This window comes from Bartonella sp. TT119HLJHH (assembly GCF_042193385.1).
In the GTDB taxonomy this organism is placed as follows: domain Bacteria; phylum Pseudomonadota; class Alphaproteobacteria; order Rhizobiales; family Rhizobiaceae; genus Bartonella.
Genome location: NZ_JBHILS010000001.1, coordinates 245,197 through 260,992, shown reverse-complemented (window position 1 = coordinate 260,992; position 15,796 = coordinate 245,197). Strand labels below are relative to the sequence as shown.

16 protein-coding genes are annotated in these 15,796 nt (G+C 39.2%); 6 read left to right on the top strand and 10 right to left on the bottom strand.

Annotated elements, in window-relative coordinates; all coding sequences use genetic code 11:
• Positions 1–359 precede the first annotated feature (359 nt).
• The 3 genes from ACFIJL_RS00910 to ACFIJL_RS00900 all read right to left on the bottom strand — a co-directional run bounded on the left by ACFIJL_RS00910 (position 360) and on the right by ACFIJL_RS00900 (position 3,122).
• Positions 360–1,109: a murein L,D-transpeptidase family protein gene (locus ACFIJL_RS00910; protein ID WP_273790140.1), complete on the bottom strand. Its 750-nt coding sequence runs from the start codon at positions 1,107–1,109 to the stop codon at positions 360–362.
• Between the two features lie 39 nt (positions 1,110–1,148).
• Positions 1,149–2,105: an acetyl-CoA carboxylase carboxyltransferase subunit alpha gene (locus ACFIJL_RS00905; protein ID WP_375622137.1), complete on the bottom strand. Its 957-nt coding sequence runs from the start codon at positions 2,103–2,105 to the stop codon at positions 1,149–1,151.
• A gap of 78 nt (positions 2,106–2,183) precedes the next feature.
• A complete protein-coding gene (locus tag ACFIJL_RS00900; protein WP_375622086.1) occupies positions 2,184–3,122 on the bottom strand; it encodes a site-specific tyrosine recombinase XerD in 939 nt (312 codons plus the stop codon).
• Positions 3,123–3,382: 260 nt separating this feature from the next.
• Here ACFIJL_RS00900 and ACFIJL_RS00895 point away from each other — a divergent pair, with 260 nt between their 5' ends.
• From ACFIJL_RS00895 to ACFIJL_RS00880, 4 genes are all read left to right on the top strand, one after another.
• Positions 3,383–4,015, top strand: a complete 633-nt coding sequence (locus tag ACFIJL_RS00895; RefSeq protein ID WP_375622136.1) for a shikimate kinase — start codon at positions 3,383–3,385, stop codon at positions 4,013–4,015.
• On the top strand, positions 3,990–5,123 hold the full coding sequence (gene aroB / locus ACFIJL_RS00890; RefSeq protein WP_375622085.1) for a 3-dehydroquinate synthase: 1,134 nt from the start codon (positions 3,990–3,992) through the stop codon (positions 5,121–5,123). Before ACFIJL_RS00895 ends, aroB begins: the two co-directional genes overlap by 26 nt.
• Positions 5,124–5,538: 415 nt before the next feature.
• A complete protein-coding gene (locus ACFIJL_RS00885; RefSeq protein WP_375622084.1) occupies positions 5,539–5,934 on the top strand; it encodes an MliC family protein in 396 nt (131 codons plus the stop codon).
• A 17-nt stretch (positions 5,935–5,951) separates the two neighbouring features.
• The gene (locus tag ACFIJL_RS00880) at positions 5,952–6,344 is read left to right on the top strand and encodes an MliC family protein (protein ID WP_375622083.1); all 393 of its coding nucleotides are present in this window, start codon (positions 5,952–5,954) and stop codon (positions 6,342–6,344) included.
• Positions 6,345–6,360: 16 nt separating this feature from the next.
• Here the strand turns inward: ACFIJL_RS00880 and mnhG are convergent, their stop codons facing one another.
• The 7 genes from mnhG to ACFIJL_RS00845 form a co-directional block, all read right to left on the bottom strand.
• Positions 6,361–6,771 (bottom strand): monovalent cation/H(+) antiporter subunit G, encoded by a 411-nt coding sequence (gene mnhG / locus ACFIJL_RS00875; protein ID WP_375622082.1) that lies wholly within the window; start codon positions 6,769–6,771, stop codon positions 6,361–6,363.
• Positions 6,768–7,049: a K+/H+ antiporter subunit F gene (locus ACFIJL_RS00870; RefSeq protein WP_375622081.1), complete on the bottom strand. Its 282-nt coding sequence runs from the start codon at positions 7,047–7,049 to the stop codon at positions 6,768–6,770. The genes mnhG and ACFIJL_RS00870 overlap by 4 nt, the downstream gene beginning before the upstream one ends.
• On the bottom strand, positions 7,046–7,531 hold the full coding sequence (locus ACFIJL_RS00865; protein ID WP_375612748.1) for a Na+/H+ antiporter subunit E: 486 nt from the start codon (positions 7,529–7,531) through the stop codon (positions 7,046–7,048). The genes ACFIJL_RS00870 and ACFIJL_RS00865 overlap by 4 nt, the downstream gene beginning before the upstream one ends.
• Positions 7,528–9,150, bottom strand: a complete 1,623-nt coding sequence (locus ACFIJL_RS00860) for a monovalent cation/H+ antiporter subunit D (protein ID WP_375622080.1) — start codon at positions 9,148–9,150, stop codon at positions 7,528–7,530. The genes ACFIJL_RS00865 and ACFIJL_RS00860 overlap by 4 nt, the downstream gene beginning before the upstream one ends.
• Entirely contained in the window at positions 9,150–9,491 is a 342-nt protein-coding gene (locus ACFIJL_RS00855; protein ID WP_273790150.1) for a Na+/H+ antiporter subunit C, read from the bottom strand. Before ACFIJL_RS00855 ends, ACFIJL_RS00860 begins: the two co-directional genes overlap by 1 nt.
• Positions 9,491–12,412 (bottom strand): monovalent cation/H+ antiporter subunit A, encoded by a 2,922-nt coding sequence (locus ACFIJL_RS00850; RefSeq protein ID WP_375622079.1) that lies wholly within the window; start codon positions 12,410–12,412, stop codon positions 9,491–9,493. Before ACFIJL_RS00850 ends, ACFIJL_RS00855 begins: the two co-directional genes overlap by 1 nt.
• A gap of 229 nt (positions 12,413–12,641) precedes the next feature.
• Positions 12,642–13,139, bottom strand: coding sequence for a BA14K family protein (locus ACFIJL_RS00845; RefSeq protein WP_375622078.1), 498 nt, complete (start codon positions 13,137–13,139; stop codon positions 12,642–12,644).
• Positions 13,140–13,306: 167 nt separating this feature from the next.
• On the opposite strand from ACFIJL_RS00845, the gene ACFIJL_RS00840 reads away from it, so the two are divergent.
• Positions 13,307–14,404 (top strand): carboxynorspermidine decarboxylase, encoded by a 1,098-nt coding sequence (locus tag ACFIJL_RS00840; protein WP_375622135.1) that lies wholly within the window; start codon positions 13,307–13,309, stop codon positions 14,402–14,404.
• Between the two features lie 53 nt (positions 14,405–14,457).
• The gene (locus ACFIJL_RS00835; RefSeq protein WP_375622077.1) at positions 14,458–15,696 is read left to right on the top strand and encodes a saccharopine dehydrogenase NADP-binding domain-containing protein; all 1,239 of its coding nucleotides are present in this window, start codon (positions 14,458–14,460) and stop codon (positions 15,694–15,696) included.
• Positions 15,697–15,796: the final 100 nt, after the last annotated feature.

The window sequence follows — 15,796 nt, the reverse complement described above, 5'->3', positions numbered from 1 at the left end:
ATCGCATTTTAAAATATGTGAATGTATCTTATATAACAGCACGACAAGACAATATTTTACAGCATAAAAGAATAAAACTCTTTGAAAGAAATAAAAAGAGAGGCACATTCCATGTTAACTTACTCTTCACTAAAAACGAAGATTGATACCAATACCGATGTGCAAACAATCCAACTTCTTTGAGAAAATTCCTCTTGGCTTCCCACTTCATCTGATTTACTTACATAAGGCTCTATGAAAAAACTCTGCGCTTTAAAATATTGACTACTCACTTAAACACCTTATGTGAAAAGTTTTTGCATATCCTGTATCGCCATTATTAAGTGATAGTGTTACAGTGCAATAGAATACAATAACACTCACGGCATTCGAGAAACTGAAGTTTTATCAATATCGCGATTAAAAACGTAACGTTTTCCATAAACCTCAACAGTTGGAGGTTGACGATTTTTTTCAAAAAAATCATAACCTTTCTTAAGCATAACCCAGAATTGATAATGAGGATCCTTGCTATGACGTGACATATTATCCTCGGTCATGCGGAAAGGAAAAGCCTGTAACTGAAACTCTCTTTGTCCTCCTTTAAAAGCATCCCGTGCAAACGCATAAATCTGAGCCATGTTCTTATCACTCATAGAATAACAACCTGCGGAAAAGCAAGAACCATGCACCATAAGATTGCTTCCTGTGCGACCATTTTCTTGATCATAAAGGTTAGGAAATCCTATATTAAAAGAAAGATAATATTTTGAATAAGGATTCATTTGGTTTGCGCTAATCGTATAAAAACCCTCTGGTGTCTGAAGATCCCCTTCTTTATATTTAGGTCCAAGCTTACCAGACCATTTGCAAATGCCATAGCGAGCAACCAAGATAAAAGGTCCTGAACGAGATTGTTTCCAAACTTCAGCAAGATTTTCTTCCTTGAAAAATCGCATTACAATTGGTGCATAAGGATCAATATCGTACAAAGCCATTCTATTCTGGATTTCTTGCGGCAACGGCTGCTCAACCTTAGCACGAATAGAAGCTGGTAATCTTCCTTCACATGCCGTCAATATTCCCATTACAAACAACATGCACACAGCAAGGAATCTGCTAAATGTCATCGAATAAAACTCCAATCCAACACCCCTCACAAAAATAACCTATGTTAGAGATCGACCAATTTGAAGATATTTTTCCCTTCGCTCTTGTTTAAGGGCTTCCCCATCTTTTCCAGCCATAGCTTTTAAAGCCTCTGAAATAACATCACCCGTTGCATCAATGGCAATCTCTTTGCCACGATGTGCTCCCCCTAAAGGTTCCGAAATAATGCCATCAATAATCTTTAAGCGATACAAATCTTGAGCGGTAATACGCATATTCATTGCAGCATCTTTCGCACGAGCTGGATCACGCCATAAGATAGAAGCTGCTCCTTCTGGTGAAATAACAGAGTAAATTGCGTGCTCCAACATATAAACTTTGTTGGCAGCCGCGATTGCTATCGCCCCTCCAGAACCGCCTTCTCCAATAACAACAGAAACGACAGGAACTTTCAAACGCAAAGTTGTAGCTGTTGATTGGGCAATTGCTTCTGCCTGCCCCCGTTCTTCAGCACTTACCCCAGGATAAGCGCCTGCCGTATCAACAAAAGTGAGAAGTGGCAAACCAAAACGATCAGCCATTTCCATAATACGTACAGCTTTACGATAGCCTTCTGGACGAGCAGAACCAAAATTATAGCGCAAACGTGTTTGCGTGTCATAACCTTTCTCTTGACCGATATAAGCAACAGCCTCACCTTTAAAGCGTGCAAACCCCGCTTGAATAGCTTCATCTTCAGCAAACTTACGATCTCCGGCCAAAGGCGTAACGTCACTCAATAAGCGTTTAGAATAGTCCATAAAATGGGGACGATCCGGATGACGAGCGACTTGTGTTTTTTGCCACGGCGATAATTTTTTATAAATATCGCGCAACGCTGTTTGGGAACGCGTTTCAAGACGAGCAATCTCATCGCTCATATCAAAACTGCCTTTTTCCTGAGAAATTTTTTTTAATTCAAGAATTTTCCCGTCAAGATCAGCAACTGGTTTTTCAAAATCAAGATAATTATACATTTGTGTCAACTCATTCAGTGTCACTTATACACTTATAATTTGCTTTATAAAGTCTTTTTCAAAAACATCACCTTTTCTTTAACGAGCCTTTTGCTCATCGGCAAGTGGGTGATGCTCATTGACTAAACGATAAAGTCCCTCTTCCAACACATGGGTATAAATTTGAGTGGTAGCAATATCAGAATGACCTAACAAATGTTGAACAGCACGCAAATCAGCACCATTTTGCAAAAGATGACTAGCAAAAGCATGACGCAACACATGGGGAGAAAAGCTATCACTTTCTATTCCTGCTCTTCTAGCGAGATTTTTCAACTCCCGCGCAACGACTTGACGAGCAATATATCCTGTCTCGGAATGCGCAGGAAAAAGATAAGAACTCGTAGCATCCTTTCCCTGATCACGCAAGTTTAACCACTGCGAAAGAACTTGGCATGCTTTTTTTGATAACAGCACCATTCGTTCTTTTTTGCCCTTACCACGAACCAAAACGCTGTACTCCTTCCTTCGAACAGACTGAACCGGCAGACTCACCAATTCACTGATGCGTAACCCCGTTGCATACAGCATTTCAATCAATAGCTGAAGACGCAGTGCACGGAAATACCCTTTGGACCCATAGTCTGCTTGATTGACTTCTAACTCCGCAAAATCAAGCAATTTTATCACTGCATCTTCACTCATGATTTTTGGCAAAGGACGCCCCTGACGAGGTGCGTCAATATCATGAGAGGGATCATCTGCTCTCAACCCTTCAGCATAAAGAAATTGATAAAACTGACGCAAAGTCGATAAACGGCGCGCTTGCGATGATGCCGCAAAACCAAAAGTATGCATAAGTGACAAAAGAGTAATTAAGTCTTCTTTTTGTGCTGAAAAAAGCGAGACAGAGTGTGAAGATAATTCGTCTTGTGCCCACTGTAAATCATGCTGATAAGCCGCAAGCGTATGAGGTGAAGCTCCTCTCTCCGCACTCATCATCTCAAGAAAATGATCTATCACAGCACCACTTTTCATTTCATTGATTCGCTTCCGTAGAAAGATTCCATGAATCCAAGGGAACATCGATGTACATATCCACAGTTACTGGTTCAACCCAAACTACAAGAGCACCCATTATAATAAAAAGGACAGAAAGCAAAATGAAAAGAATCATCAAAAATCTGGTCAATGTTGGCATAAGACAATAACCTATCCAAAAATATTCTATCTCGTATTATGCCTTACAAAGATTAACAGGAATTGACTTTAAGATGGATAAATGCCGAAATAAAGTTATGAAAAGCAATCGACCAAAACGCGTCCCCATAACACAAATAAAGAATCAGCTCTTATCGTCCCTTGATAAAAGAGCACTTGTCCTTGTTGGTCTTATGGGGGCAGGCAAATCAGTGATCGGAAAACGCGTCGCCACCATGCTCCGTTTACCTTTTTATGATTCTGACCAAGAAATTGAAAAAGCTGCACAAATGACAATCACGGAACTCTTTGAAATTTATGGTGAATCCGAATTTCGTTCTCTTGAACAGCGTGTTATTCTAAACCTCATGAAAAAAAGGCCCCTTGTTTTAGCAACAGGTGGTGGTGCCTACATAAATGAAAATATCCGAAAAGCCATTCACAAAAATGGTATATCCATATGGCTAAAAGTCGATCTTGATATCCTCATGCAACGTGTCTCAAAGCACCCAACACGTCCCCTGCTTCAAACAGCCAATCCTAAAGAAACCATGCAAAAACTCATGGAACAGCGTTATCCTATCTATGCAAAGGCAAACTTAACAATTAACAGTCATAAAGAAAGCCGTCATACCGTAGCACAAAATGTTATACGATCCGTACAGCACTACCTATACACAGAAATTAACAATAGGGATAACCAGCATGCAAACCAAAACCGTCACTGTTAAACTGGACAAACACTGTTACGATATCATCATTGGTCCGGGTCTTATTACACAAGCTGCTTCACAAATTAAACATGCTCTTAACAAAAAAGATCCTCATCAAACGCGCTTGGCACTTGTTACAGATACAAATGTTGCTTCCCTTCATTTGGAGATATTGCAAGCAGAATTAACAAAAAATAAAATTCATACTGTCCCTATTATTGTAGAAGCAGGAGAACAATCAAAATCATTTTCAACCCTGCAAGTTGTCATCGATCAAATTCTTGCTGCGCGTTTAGAAAGAGGCGACTGTGTTATTGCTTTTGGCGGTGGTGTCATTGGTGATCTAGCAGGATTTGCGGCAAGTATAATCCGCCGTGGCATGAACTTCATTCAAATGCCCACAACGCTTCTTGCACAAATTGATTCTTCTGTTGGTGGAAAAACGGGAATCAATAGCCAATATGGCAAAAATCTTATTGGTGCCTTTTATCAACCACAATGCGTTATTGCTGACACGTGTCTTCTTGATACCCTGCCACCGCGCGAATTTCGCGCTGGCTACGCAGAAATAGTAAAATACGGTCTCATTAACCAACCTGACTTTTTTGAGTGGCTTGAAAAAAATGGGCAAAAAATTTTCTCTAATGGCCCAATACGAACAGAAGCCATTGTTCGCTCATGCCAATTTAAAGCTGCCATTGTAGCACGTGACGAACATGAGAAAGGAGAGCGCGCACTCTTAAATCTCGGCCATACATTTGGACACATGCTTGAAACAGCAACCACTTATGACTCCAACCGTTTAATCCATGGCGAAAGTGTAGCAATTGGGATGATTCTAGCTCATCAATTCTCTGCTCAATTAAATTTAATAAGCCCCACGCTTACACAACGCATTGAAGCGCACCTTAAAGCAATAGGATTACCTACACAATTAAAGGATATCCCAGGGTGTCTACCAGATGCTGAAACTTTAATGACTCTCATTGCCCAAGATAAAAAAGTTTCGCAAAACAATTTGACTTTCATCTTAACACGCGGACTTGGCCAATCATTTATTGCAAAAAATGTTTCACCAGATGCAGTTTTATCCTTTTTGGAACAAAAATTAACAGAAATTCGTTAATTCATATTGAATATAATTGATTCGTTTTTATACTTCTATTAAAGATTAACATGATGATGTCTGCGTAGCTCAGTAGGATAGAGCACAGGATTCCTAAAGAAATTGGGCACTTTGAGAAGAAATCCTCAAAGTGAATCTGCTCAAATTCGGGGAAAGCTTCATGGGCGACTATATGCCAATCCCGAGCCAAGTCTCTCTTCAAATGAGAGAAAGGTGTAGAGACTGAACGGGCAGCACCTAAAGAGCAAAAGCTTCAAGGTGAAGAGACAGTCCAGACCACAAACAGCCGATAAGGCTGGCGGTGAAAATCGAAGTGGTATGAATCCTGGGGTCGCAGGTTCGAATCCTGCCGTAGACACCATCGTATCAGTCAAATTATTCTTTGTGCACAATATTAGGAATATAGGGAAGCATCATGAAAAAAACTTTGCACATTTTAGGATTTTTCACCGCTTTAAGTTTATCACTCTTCAGCTCAAACAATAGCTTAGCTGGTTCTTTAATCATTGAAGTACCAGACAATCCAGAGCCCAAAACAGAGACCATTACCTATCAGTGTGAAACTGGAGCAGGTAAAGAGCGCGTTGAGGCAGTCTATCTTAATGCTGACAATATTTCGTTGGTTGATTTCAAATGGAATGGTGATCGTGTCATTGCTGCTAATGTCATCGCTGCGACAGGAGCAAAATTTGCAGGAGCTCAGTATATCTGGTGGGAGAAGAACAAAGAAGTCACGCTTTATGACTTGGCTAAGGATCCAGAAGAAAAAAAACCTATCCTCTGTAAAGATGAGTCAACATTATTATTTTAAATAACACGGGAAATATTATGAAAAAAATTTCTTTTACTAAACAATTTTTCATTACTTTAAGTGTGCTCCTCCTCGGTTCAATTAATGCATTAGCAAGTTCTTTAGTCATTGAAGTACCAGATGATCCAGAACCAACAACAGAGACCGTCTCCTATCAATGCGATATGGGAACAAGCAAAGAGTATGTTGAAGCAACTTATTATAATGCTGGCAATATTGCGCTTGTTGATTTAAAATGGAACGGTAAGCGCATCGTTGGTTCTAATGTAATTTCCGCTTCTGGAGGAAAATATGTGGGTGGACAATACATTTGGTGGATAACTAAAAATGAAGCCATATTTTACGATCTTATTAATGATCCAAAAGAAGAAAAGCCCATCCACTGTGTAGAAGAAAAAAGCACAGAATAAGGAAGATTCTTACATTTCAAGAACCGCGCTGGCTCTCATCTCTTGATGTTCCTTCTGACGTGGGTAGTTTTTCCTCCGTCTGGTGTAATAAAAGAGCCAGCGGTTTTTCTGATTGTTTTTCTGAATGATGCCGATAAGCTGCTGTATGTGAAAGCAACATAGAAGCTACCGGTGCTGTTAAAAACAAAAAAAACATCAGCAACACTTCATGAAAAACAAAATAATGGTCCACAAATATTGAATAAAGAAATGAAGAAATAAGAATACTACCAACGCCCCAACTCGTACAGACTGAAAGCATATGCAAACGCTTATAAAAATTAGAAAAACGCACCAAACCTATCGTTGCGATCAATGTCAATCCAGACCCTAATATTAAGAAAACTGTGATAGCAATAGCAACCACAAGCGATACATCATCTTTCATTCAATAATCTCCCCTCGCATGAGAAATTTCGCCAAAGCAATACTCGAGACAGAACCCAACAACCCAATAATGAGAGCTGCGACAAAATAAGTGGTTGTTCCTGAACGAATATCGAATGTAAGAAACAAAAGAATAGTGCTTATATAAAGGGCATCCAAACCCACAATCCGGTCCTGCGCCCGTGGACCACGAATCAACCGAAACAGCGCGAAAATCACCGCTAAACTTAAAAAAAACTGTGAAAAGAAAAGCCCCCAATAAAGAATCACCATACTCATAAAAAAATCTCCAAAAGCAATTGCTCATACCGTTGTTTGATCAACTGTTTGTAATCATATCCATTTTTTAAATTTAAGACATGAAGCAAAAGTTCACCCTTTTTACTATTATAGGCAACCCAAGCAGTTCCAGGGGTTGCTGAAAGGATGCATGCTAAAATAGCCAAAGCAGTGCGATTATGAAGCAGAAGAGGTACTACAATAAAACCAGATTTCTGCTCTCGAGACCTTTTTGTTAAAACAAACCAAGCCACCGAAACATTCGAGAATATAGAATCTATAAATACTCGAAAAACGAGACGAAAAACCGCACTCCAGCTTTTAATAACAACCTTCTCCGGCTCCAGAAGCCGTATCATCCAACCACAAAACAAAGCGGTTAAAATCCCTAAAAGCAATTGCCCTAAACTAAAACCATTTAAAATAAGCCACATAAGGACAATGACACCACTGAAAAAAGGGGAAGGACAAAAACGATTCATTTACTTATCTCCCTATTTTCGAGAGAAAAATCCGTTAAAACGCTCCCAATATAGTTTTGAGGTTCATACAAAGTCTTAGCAGTTTCAGACATATAATGACTAACAGGACTAGCTACAATTGTTATAAGAAAACACAAAGCAAGGAGAACGGCAATAGGCGCAAATTCTATCACTTGTACACGGGGAATACGCCCTTCAAGAGAAACCCAAAAAGTCCGGATACCCGTTCGTGTTAATGCAATCAAAGCCGCAAAACCAGAGAGGGTGACAAAAACTACAAAAAGCCAATCTTGGTAAACCGGAAGAGAAGCAGAAAAATCCTCTCTACTGTGGTTTAAAATTGCCATGAACATCATAAATTTAGCAACAAAACCAGAAAAAGGCGGCAATCCAATAATCAAAATGGCACAGATACCAAAACAAGCTCCAAGAATTGCCAAGGTTACCGGAAAATAGATGCCAACTTCATCTTCTTCCTCCTCTTCATCGTCACCATACACCTCCATTGTGACAGCAAGAACATTAGCAGCCACATCTTGACAGCGTTCAACCAACTCTACCAAAAGAAAAAAAGCTCCCAGTGCTAAAGTTGAAGAAACAATATAAAAAAGTGCGCCTGCTGTCAGTGCTGCATTGCCTATCCCTATCGCAGCCAACAATGTACCAGAAGAGACAAGGACACTATAAGCTGCCAAACGCACCAAAACCTGGCTCGCCAATACCCCAATAAAACCAACAATCATAGTGGCAAGCCCACCATAAAACAAAACCGTATGACCAAAATGGTTAAAGTATTCACTTTCAGGACCAAACCATAGCAACGTTAAACGTAAAATAATATAAATACCAACCTTGCTCAAAAGTGCAAAAGAAGCTCCAACGGGCGCTGCTGCTGCACTGTAAGTTGGCACCAACCAAAAATTAAGCGGCCACATACCCGCTTTAAGCAAAAAAGCAATACCTAAAAATGCAATACCTATTTCGAACAAAACAATATCTGTAGAAGATATATATTTTATTTTAACAGCCAAATCGGCCATATTAAGAGTACCAACGACTCCATAAATGAGCGCTATACCCACTAAAAAAAATAATGAAGCAACAAGATTAACCACGACATAATGCAACCCTGCGCGCACGCGTGTCTGACCAGAACCATGCAAAGCAAGCCCATAGGAAGCCGTTAACATAACTTCAAAAAACACAAATAAATTAAATAAATCGCCTGTCAAAAAAGCACCATTTATCCCCACCATAAAAAATTGCATTAGTGACTGAAAATGAGAACCAGCTTTGTACCAATGAGCCCGCGCAAAAACCAACACGCTAGTCACCAACAAGCTGGAAAGTAAAAGCATCATAGCGCTTAAGCGATCAAGGACTAAAACAATTCCAAAAGAAGACGGCCAATTACCAAGTCGATAAACATCGCAAGCCGGTGCTATTTCAAGAGTACGTATAATCAATAAAATGGCAGTAACGACCAACAGTCCCGCAGAAGAAAGACTGATGAATGATTTAAGTCTTGCACGACGTTCATCATAAAAAAGAAGAAGTGCTCCAGTGATTAACGGCAAAAGAATAGGCAAAATAAGGAGATGATGCACTCCTATTTCCATTATTGCACCTCACGTCCATCAACGTGATCAGAACCCGTTAAACCACGTGAAACCAACAAGATAACTAAAAATAAAGCTGTTGTTGCAAAACCAATCACAATCGCAGTTAAAACCAAGGCTTGTGGGAGAGGATCGACATAATTAGCTGGATTAATAACAGTGGTAGGATCAACAATTGGAGCAGCATTACTACGCGGTCTACTCATTGAAAATATAAAAAGATTAACACCATAGGAGATCAAGGACAAACCAAGAATGACTTGAAAAGTACGTGGACGCAAAACAAGCCAAATACCTGATCCGACAAAAACACCGATACCCAAAGAAAGAACAATTTCCATTAATTTTCCTTCTCTTTTAAAATAGGTTTCTTACCGATTCGGTAACTCCTAATTGACTGGTGTGCAAGTGCAATTAAAATGAGAACAGTTGCTCCTAACACAAGAGAAAGCACACCAAAATCAAACAAAAAAGCAGATGCCATGGGAACTTTCCCAATTAACGGAAGATGAATATATCGAAAAAAGGATGTTAAAAAAGGATATCCAAAAAACCAAGAGCCCATCCCCGTTACGACTGACAATAATAAACCAAAGCCTATCCAACGCAAAGGTAAAACTCTCAAATGCGTTTCCACCCACCGAATATCGCGTGCAAGATATTGTAAAATAAACCCTATCGCCAAAGTAATACCACCGACAAATCCACCTCCTGGCAGATCATGCCCTCGCATGAATAAATAAATAGCAAAAGCGATAATAATCGGAAAGAGCCAACCCATAATAACAGCAGGAACAGCTAAATAATTCAATACTGTATCTCCCACATTTCGATTAGGCTGTGCTATATCAAAGGCTTTCTGGATACGTTGTTGAAAAGGCGCATCAATACTCTCAGGCGCAGGACGAAAACGTCGTAAGAGGGCAAAAACAGTAAGGGAAACAACACCCAAAACCACAATTTCTCCCATGGTATCAAAACCACGGAAATCAACCAATAACACATTCACAACATTGCGACCACCAGCATCTGAGTAAGCATGTGTTAGAAAAAAATCAGAAATCGTTGTGCCTTGAGGACGTGTCATCACTGCAAAAGAAAGCCATGCTACACCAGCACCTCCTACAAGGGATATGATGAAATCACGGAAACGACGCAAGCGAACCCAAAAATGAACAGCAGCTGGCCCAGGGTCATGCAAACGTTTAGGCAACCACCGTAAACCAAGCAATAATAAAACGACTGTAACAACCTCAACAACCAATTGTGTTATTGCTAAATCAGGAGCAGAAAGCCATAAAAAGGTTGCACAAGTCATCAAACCAGCTCCCCCTAAAAGCATAAGTGAAGCAAGACGATGAAACTTTGCTCTCCAAGCAACTAAAAGCGCACATAATCCGCCAACCAGCCAAAGAGCGAGAAAAGGAATATCAAGTGGAAAAAGCGGTAATGTCCCCACTGGAATGAAACCATCGCACCAAAGTAAAAGACCAACAAAGGCAAAACAGACCCAAAAAATCCAATGCAATTGGATCTGCAAACGGCGTGTTGACAAAGCAGATTCCACCGCACGGGCCCATTTCCAAGAAATAATTACGAGAATGCGTTCAAAAATACGCGGTCCTTTTAAGTGACGGAAAAAAGGAGCTCCATCATCACAGGATAAAAAATAACGATGCCCAACAGCATAGAGCAATCCGCCCCCTAATAATGCAACAAAGCTCATCACTAATGGAGTGTTAAACCCATGCCAAACAGCCAAACTATAAGGAATTGTCATTGGTCCTAAAACAGACACGACCGCATTATCTAAAATAGGTCCTATTGTTAAATTAGGGAAAATACCAACCGCTAAACAAATAAACACCAAAAGCTCCATTGGTAAACGCATAAAATGCGGTGGTTCATGGGGAGTCTTGGGTAAATTGTCAGGCTTTGGTCCTAAAAAAACACCGTGAATAAAGCGTATAGAATAGGTCACACTAAACAGACTAGCTAGCGTTGCCACATAAGGCGCAATCCAATCGAGCCATGATTCCATATGCGTTTCAACAGCTTCAGCAAAAAACATCTCTTTCGATAAAAAACCATTCAACAAAGGAACCCCAGCCATCGCTGCACTCGCAACTAAAGCAAGAGTCGCTGTAATAGGCATAGAACGATAAAGCCCTGACAGTTTACGCATATCACGTGTTCCCGTCTCGTGATCAATAATGCCAGCAGCCATAAATAAAGAAGCTTTAAAAGTAGCATGATTGGCCATATGAAAGATCGCCGCAACACATGCAAGTGGACTACCAAGACTTAAAAGTGTTGTAATTAATCCAAGATGACTAATAGTCGAGTAAGCAAGCAGTCCTTTCAAGTCTTGCTGAAACATGGAAAAATAGGCACCTAGAAGAAGAGTTGAGAGACCTGAAAAGCCAACCAGCCAAAACCAAGATTCTGTTCCAGAAAGCACAGGCCATAAACGAACAAGCAAAAACAATCCCGCTTTTACCATTGTTGCCGAATGCAAATAAGCCGATACGGGAGTTGGAGCAGCCATCGCGTTAGGTAGCCAAAAATGAAAGGGAAATTGCGCGCTTTTTGTTAACCCTCCCAATAAAATACAAATAAGGATAGGACTATAAAGAGAACTTGACCGGATCATATCTCCAGACTGCAGCACCTTATCCAAATCAAAACTGCCAACAGTATACCCAATCAATAAAACTCCAATAAAAAGGGCAAAGCCGCCAAAACCTGTGATCGTTAGAGCCATACGCGCACCCTCACGCGCACTTGCATTATGGTACCAATAGCCGATTAACAAAAAAGAAAAAATACTGGTGAGTTCCCAGAAAACAACCAAAAAGACGAGATTACCTGATAAAACTATTCCTATCATTGATCCCATAAAGGCCAAAAAAAAGGAAAAAAAACGAGGTACAGAATCCGCTGGATCCATGTAATAACGTGAATAAATGACAACAAGCAGCCCAATCCCTGTAATGAGCAAGCAAAAAAGCCACGACAAACCATCTATACGAAGAATCAAATCGCTTCCCCATTCTGGAAGCCAAGAAATATCTAAACGCACTATGTGGTTTCCGCGAACTTCCGGATAAAGCATTATTGTAAAAATAAGACAGAAAAGCGCGACAATCCCAGCAAACCAGGCTTCATTATTTTTTGCTGTCGAACGAAAAAAGCCAATGACAGCACTTCCACCAAAGGGAAGCAAAACGAGCAATACCAACATTGCTTCCCGTGTTGTCATTCTTTAAACTCCATTTTGCCTTAATATTTTGTCATCGACAAAACAAAAACTTATATTCTCACCCCCCATTCCACACTTAATGATAATAAGATTTAATAAAACTTAAAAGCATTTAAAATTTTAAAAAAAACAATGCTGGCATGAAAATACTGCGCACCACACAAGTCTTCTCTTTATTGTAAGAACAATAACGCCCACGACAAGAAGCAATTAAAATTTTATTTAATTTCTATCCTTTAAAAAAGCGTGATAAACACTGTTTACGAGGTCCATGAAAAGGCTGGAAACTATTATCTTTTTTATTATAAGAGCGATAACGCGCGCGGCAAGATTCAATATGCTGGAAAAACATCCATGGCTCTTTTTTTTCCAATTTTTCTGAAGAAGAAGCTAAAAACTCTCTTTTGGTATCTGATACAACTTTTAATGATGCGCCTTTTGTGCTTAAGTGCGAAGATGTAACAAATGCCGCTTCAGGATACCACCAGTTATCACTGTATTTACGATAACCACGCCGATAATGACGATAACCTTTGAAACCATTAAGTTCTCTACGCCCCGTAAAAATCAAAGGCACCGAACTATCTTGAACAGAAGTCTGCATAACCAGTTTTGCTTTAGCATCACTTCTATTTTGCCCCCAATTAACAAGAGTGGTTGTTATAATGAAAAAACTGCTAACAAATACAAAAGCTAAAGCATAAGATATTTTTTTTTTCATACTCATAACAAAAAACTCAACATAATAAACAATAGTAATTACAGAAAGCCTTTCTCTTGCTAGACAGAAAAAGATTCTTTTCTTAAGACTCTTTTTTCTTGAGACATTCTGTTACTCTTTGTACTAAACGTTGATCTTGGCAATAAGATCCTTCAAAAAAGAATGAATAAATGATGATAAAAACCCCCTATTATCTTATAGACAAATCGAAACTCATCAAAAACATGCAAACGATTTCTCGTTTACGGGAAATGTCCGGAGCTAAAATTTTACTTGCTTTGAAATGTTTTGCCACATGGAGTGTTTTTGATTTAATGTCTGAGTTCATGGATGGAACCACATCATCATCCCTTTATGAACTGCGTTTAGGAAGAGAAAAATTTGGCAAAGAAACCCATGCTTATTCAGTGGCTTGGGCAGATGATGAAATTGATGAAGCCTGTGGTTATGCAGATAAAATCATCTTTAATTCCATCCAACAGCTTCAACGCTTTTCTGATGCAACAAAAACCATTCAAAGAGGTTTAAGGTTAAATCCAGGAATCAGCGCATCAAATTTTGATCTTGCTAACCCCTCTCGCCCTTTTAGCCGCTTAGGAGAAACAAACCAAAGCGCTATCAAAGAAGTTCTGCCTCTTATCAACGGATTGATGATCCATAACAATTGTGAAAATGCTGACTTTAATCTTTTTAACCAAATGCTTGGGTATATGGAAGAAAAATTTGCAGAACTTTTTTCTGCTGTTGACTGGATAAGCCTTGGCGGCGGAATCCATTTTACGGCTGAGAATTATCCTCTAGAAGCTTTCGCAAAACGCTTAAAACAATTTTCTAAAACTCATAGTGTCACTCTTTTTCTAGAACCAGGAGAAGCTGCTATTACTAAAAGCACCACATTAGAAGTCAGTGTTCTTGACACATTGTATAATGAAAAGAATCTAGCCATCGTTGATAGCTCAATTGAAGCACATATGCTTGATCTTCTCATTTATCGTGAAAGTGCTAAATTAGAACCCAATCAAGGACCACACGAAATTATGATTTGTGGAAAATCTTGTCTTGCCGGCGATATTTTTGGAACATTTCAATTTCAAAAACCTCTTAAAATAGGCGATAGACTGTCTTTTCAGGATGCAGCAGGTTATACAATGGTCAAGAAAAACTGGTTTAATGGCGTTACAATGCCTGCTATTGTTCTCAAAGAGTGCGATGGTACATTAATACTTCAACGCCAATTCAGCTATAACGACTATCAGGAAAGCCTTTCATAAAGATCAACCATAAAAACGTCATACAACAGTATTAAAAAGGAGATGAACCTACAATGAAAAAAAATGTTCTCATTATTGGTGCTGGAGGTGTTGCACAAGTTGTTGCACACAAATGTGCTCAAAACAATGATATTTTTGGTGAAATTCATATTGCTTCACGAACACTCAAAAAATGTGAAGCCATCATTGCTTCTATTAAAGAAAAAAACACAATGAAAGAGCAAGGTGTTCTCAAAAGCCATTCGCTCAATGCCATGAATGTAGAAGAAACTATAAAGCTCATCCAAAAGACCAAATGTGAAATTGTCATTAATGTTGGTTCTGCCTTTCTTAATATGTCTGTTCTTTCAGCTTGTATTGAAACCAAATGCGCTTATATCGATACCGCAATTCATGAAGACCCATTGAAAATTTGTGAAACACCTCCTTGGTATAGCAATTATGAATGGCCTCGGCGTCAAGAATGTGAAAAAGCTGGTATAACCGCTATTTTAGGAGCAGGTTTTGACCCAGGTGTAGTGAATGCTTATGCGGCATTAGCGCGCGATGATTATTTTGATAAAATCACAGATATTGATATTATCGATATTAATGCCGGAAATCATGGACGTTGGTTTGCTACAAATTTTGATCCAGAAATTAACTTCCGTGAATTTACAGGACAAGTATGGTCATGGCAAAATAAAAAATGGACTTCCAATAAAATGTTTGAAATCAGCCATGAATGGGATCTTCCCGTTGTGGGAAAACAAAAAGCCTATATGACAGGACATGATGAAATTCATTCATTATCCAAAAATCTTGATGTAGAGAATGTCCGTTTCTGGATGGGATTTAGTGATCGTTATATCACTGTTTTTACGGTTCTAAAAAATCTCGGACTCTTATCCGAACAACCAATTAAAACGGCAGAAGGTCAAGAAGTTGTACCCTTGAAAGTCGTAAAGGCCGTCTTACCTGATCCTTCCTCTCTTGCCCAAGACTACACAGGAAAAACCTGTATTGGGGATCTTATTAAAGGCGAAAAAGATGGAAACCCGAGAGAAATTTTTATCTATAACATAGCCGATCACAAACAAGCTTTTCATGAAACTGGAGCACAAGGCATTTCCTATACAGCTGGCGTACCAGCAGCCGCAACAGCCCTTCTTATTGCCACAGGCGAATGGGATGTTAAAACTATGGTCAATGTAGAGGAATTACCACCCCACCCTTTCCTTAAATATCTTGATCATATGGGGCTTCCCACTTTTATAAGAGAACAACAAGAGGATAAAAAATTACAATTTTAATACTTATAGAAAGCATATGCTTAATTTTTTAAGTTATCACAAAACTGCTCAATGAAAACAAACTTAATATTCTCGTGTAATTATGGTTTTCAAAAAAATT

Excerpts from the sequence above, each read along its gene's own strand:
- ACFIJL_RS00910 (WP_273790140.1), bottom strand. The coding sequence starts at position 1,109 with ATGACATTTAGCAGATTCCTTGCTGTGTGCATGTTGTTTGTAATGGGA.
- ACFIJL_RS00905 (WP_375622137.1), bottom strand. The coding sequence starts at position 2,105 with ATGTATAATTATCTTGATTTTGAAAAACCAGTTGCTGATCTTGACGGG.
- ACFIJL_RS00900 (WP_375622086.1), bottom strand. The coding sequence starts at position 3,122 with ATGAAAAGTGGTGCTGTGATAGATCATTTTCTTGAGATGATGAGTGCG.
- ACFIJL_RS00895 (WP_375622136.1), top strand. The coding sequence starts at position 3,383 with ATGAAAAGCAATCGACCAAAACGCGTCCCCATAACACAAATAAAGAAT.
- aroB (WP_375622085.1), top strand. The coding sequence starts at position 3,990 with ATGCAAACCAAAACCGTCACTGTTAAACTGGACAAACACTGTTACGAT.
- ACFIJL_RS00885 (WP_375622084.1), top strand. The coding sequence starts at position 5,539 with ATGAAAAAAACTTTGCACATTTTAGGATTTTTCACCGCTTTAAGTTTA.
- ACFIJL_RS00880 (WP_375622083.1), top strand. The coding sequence starts at position 5,952 with ATGAAAAAAATTTCTTTTACTAAACAATTTTTCATTACTTTAAGTGTG.
- mnhG (WP_375622082.1), bottom strand. The coding sequence starts at position 6,771 with ATGAAAGATGATGTATCGCTTGTGGTTGCTATTGCTATCACAGTTTTC.
- ACFIJL_RS00870 (WP_375622081.1), bottom strand. The coding sequence starts at position 7,049 with ATGAGTATGGTGATTCTTTATTGGGGGCTTTTCTTTTCACAGTTTTTT.
- ACFIJL_RS00865 (WP_375612748.1), bottom strand. The coding sequence starts at position 7,531 with ATGAATCGTTTTTGTCCTTCCCCTTTTTTCAGTGGTGTCATTGTCCTT.
- ACFIJL_RS00860 (WP_375622080.1), bottom strand. The coding sequence starts at position 9,150 with ATGGAAATAGGAGTGCATCATCTCCTTATTTTGCCTATTCTTTTGCCG.
- ACFIJL_RS00855 (WP_273790150.1), bottom strand. The coding sequence starts at position 9,491 with ATGGAAATTGTTCTTTCTTTGGGTATCGGTGTTTTTGTCGGATCAGGT.
- ACFIJL_RS00850 (WP_375622079.1), bottom strand. The coding sequence starts at position 12,412 with ATGACAACACGGGAAGCAATGTTGGTATTGCTCGTTTTGCTTCCCTTT.
- ACFIJL_RS00845 (WP_375622078.1), bottom strand. The coding sequence starts at position 13,139 with ATGAGTATGAAAAAAAAAATATCTTATGCTTTAGCTTTTGTATTTGTT.
- ACFIJL_RS00840 (WP_375622135.1), top strand. The coding sequence starts at position 13,307 with ATGATAAAAACCCCCTATTATCTTATAGACAAATCGAAACTCATCAAA.
- ACFIJL_RS00835 (WP_375622077.1), top strand. The coding sequence starts at position 14,458 with ATGAAAAAAAATGTTCTCATTATTGGTGCTGGAGGTGTTGCACAAGTT.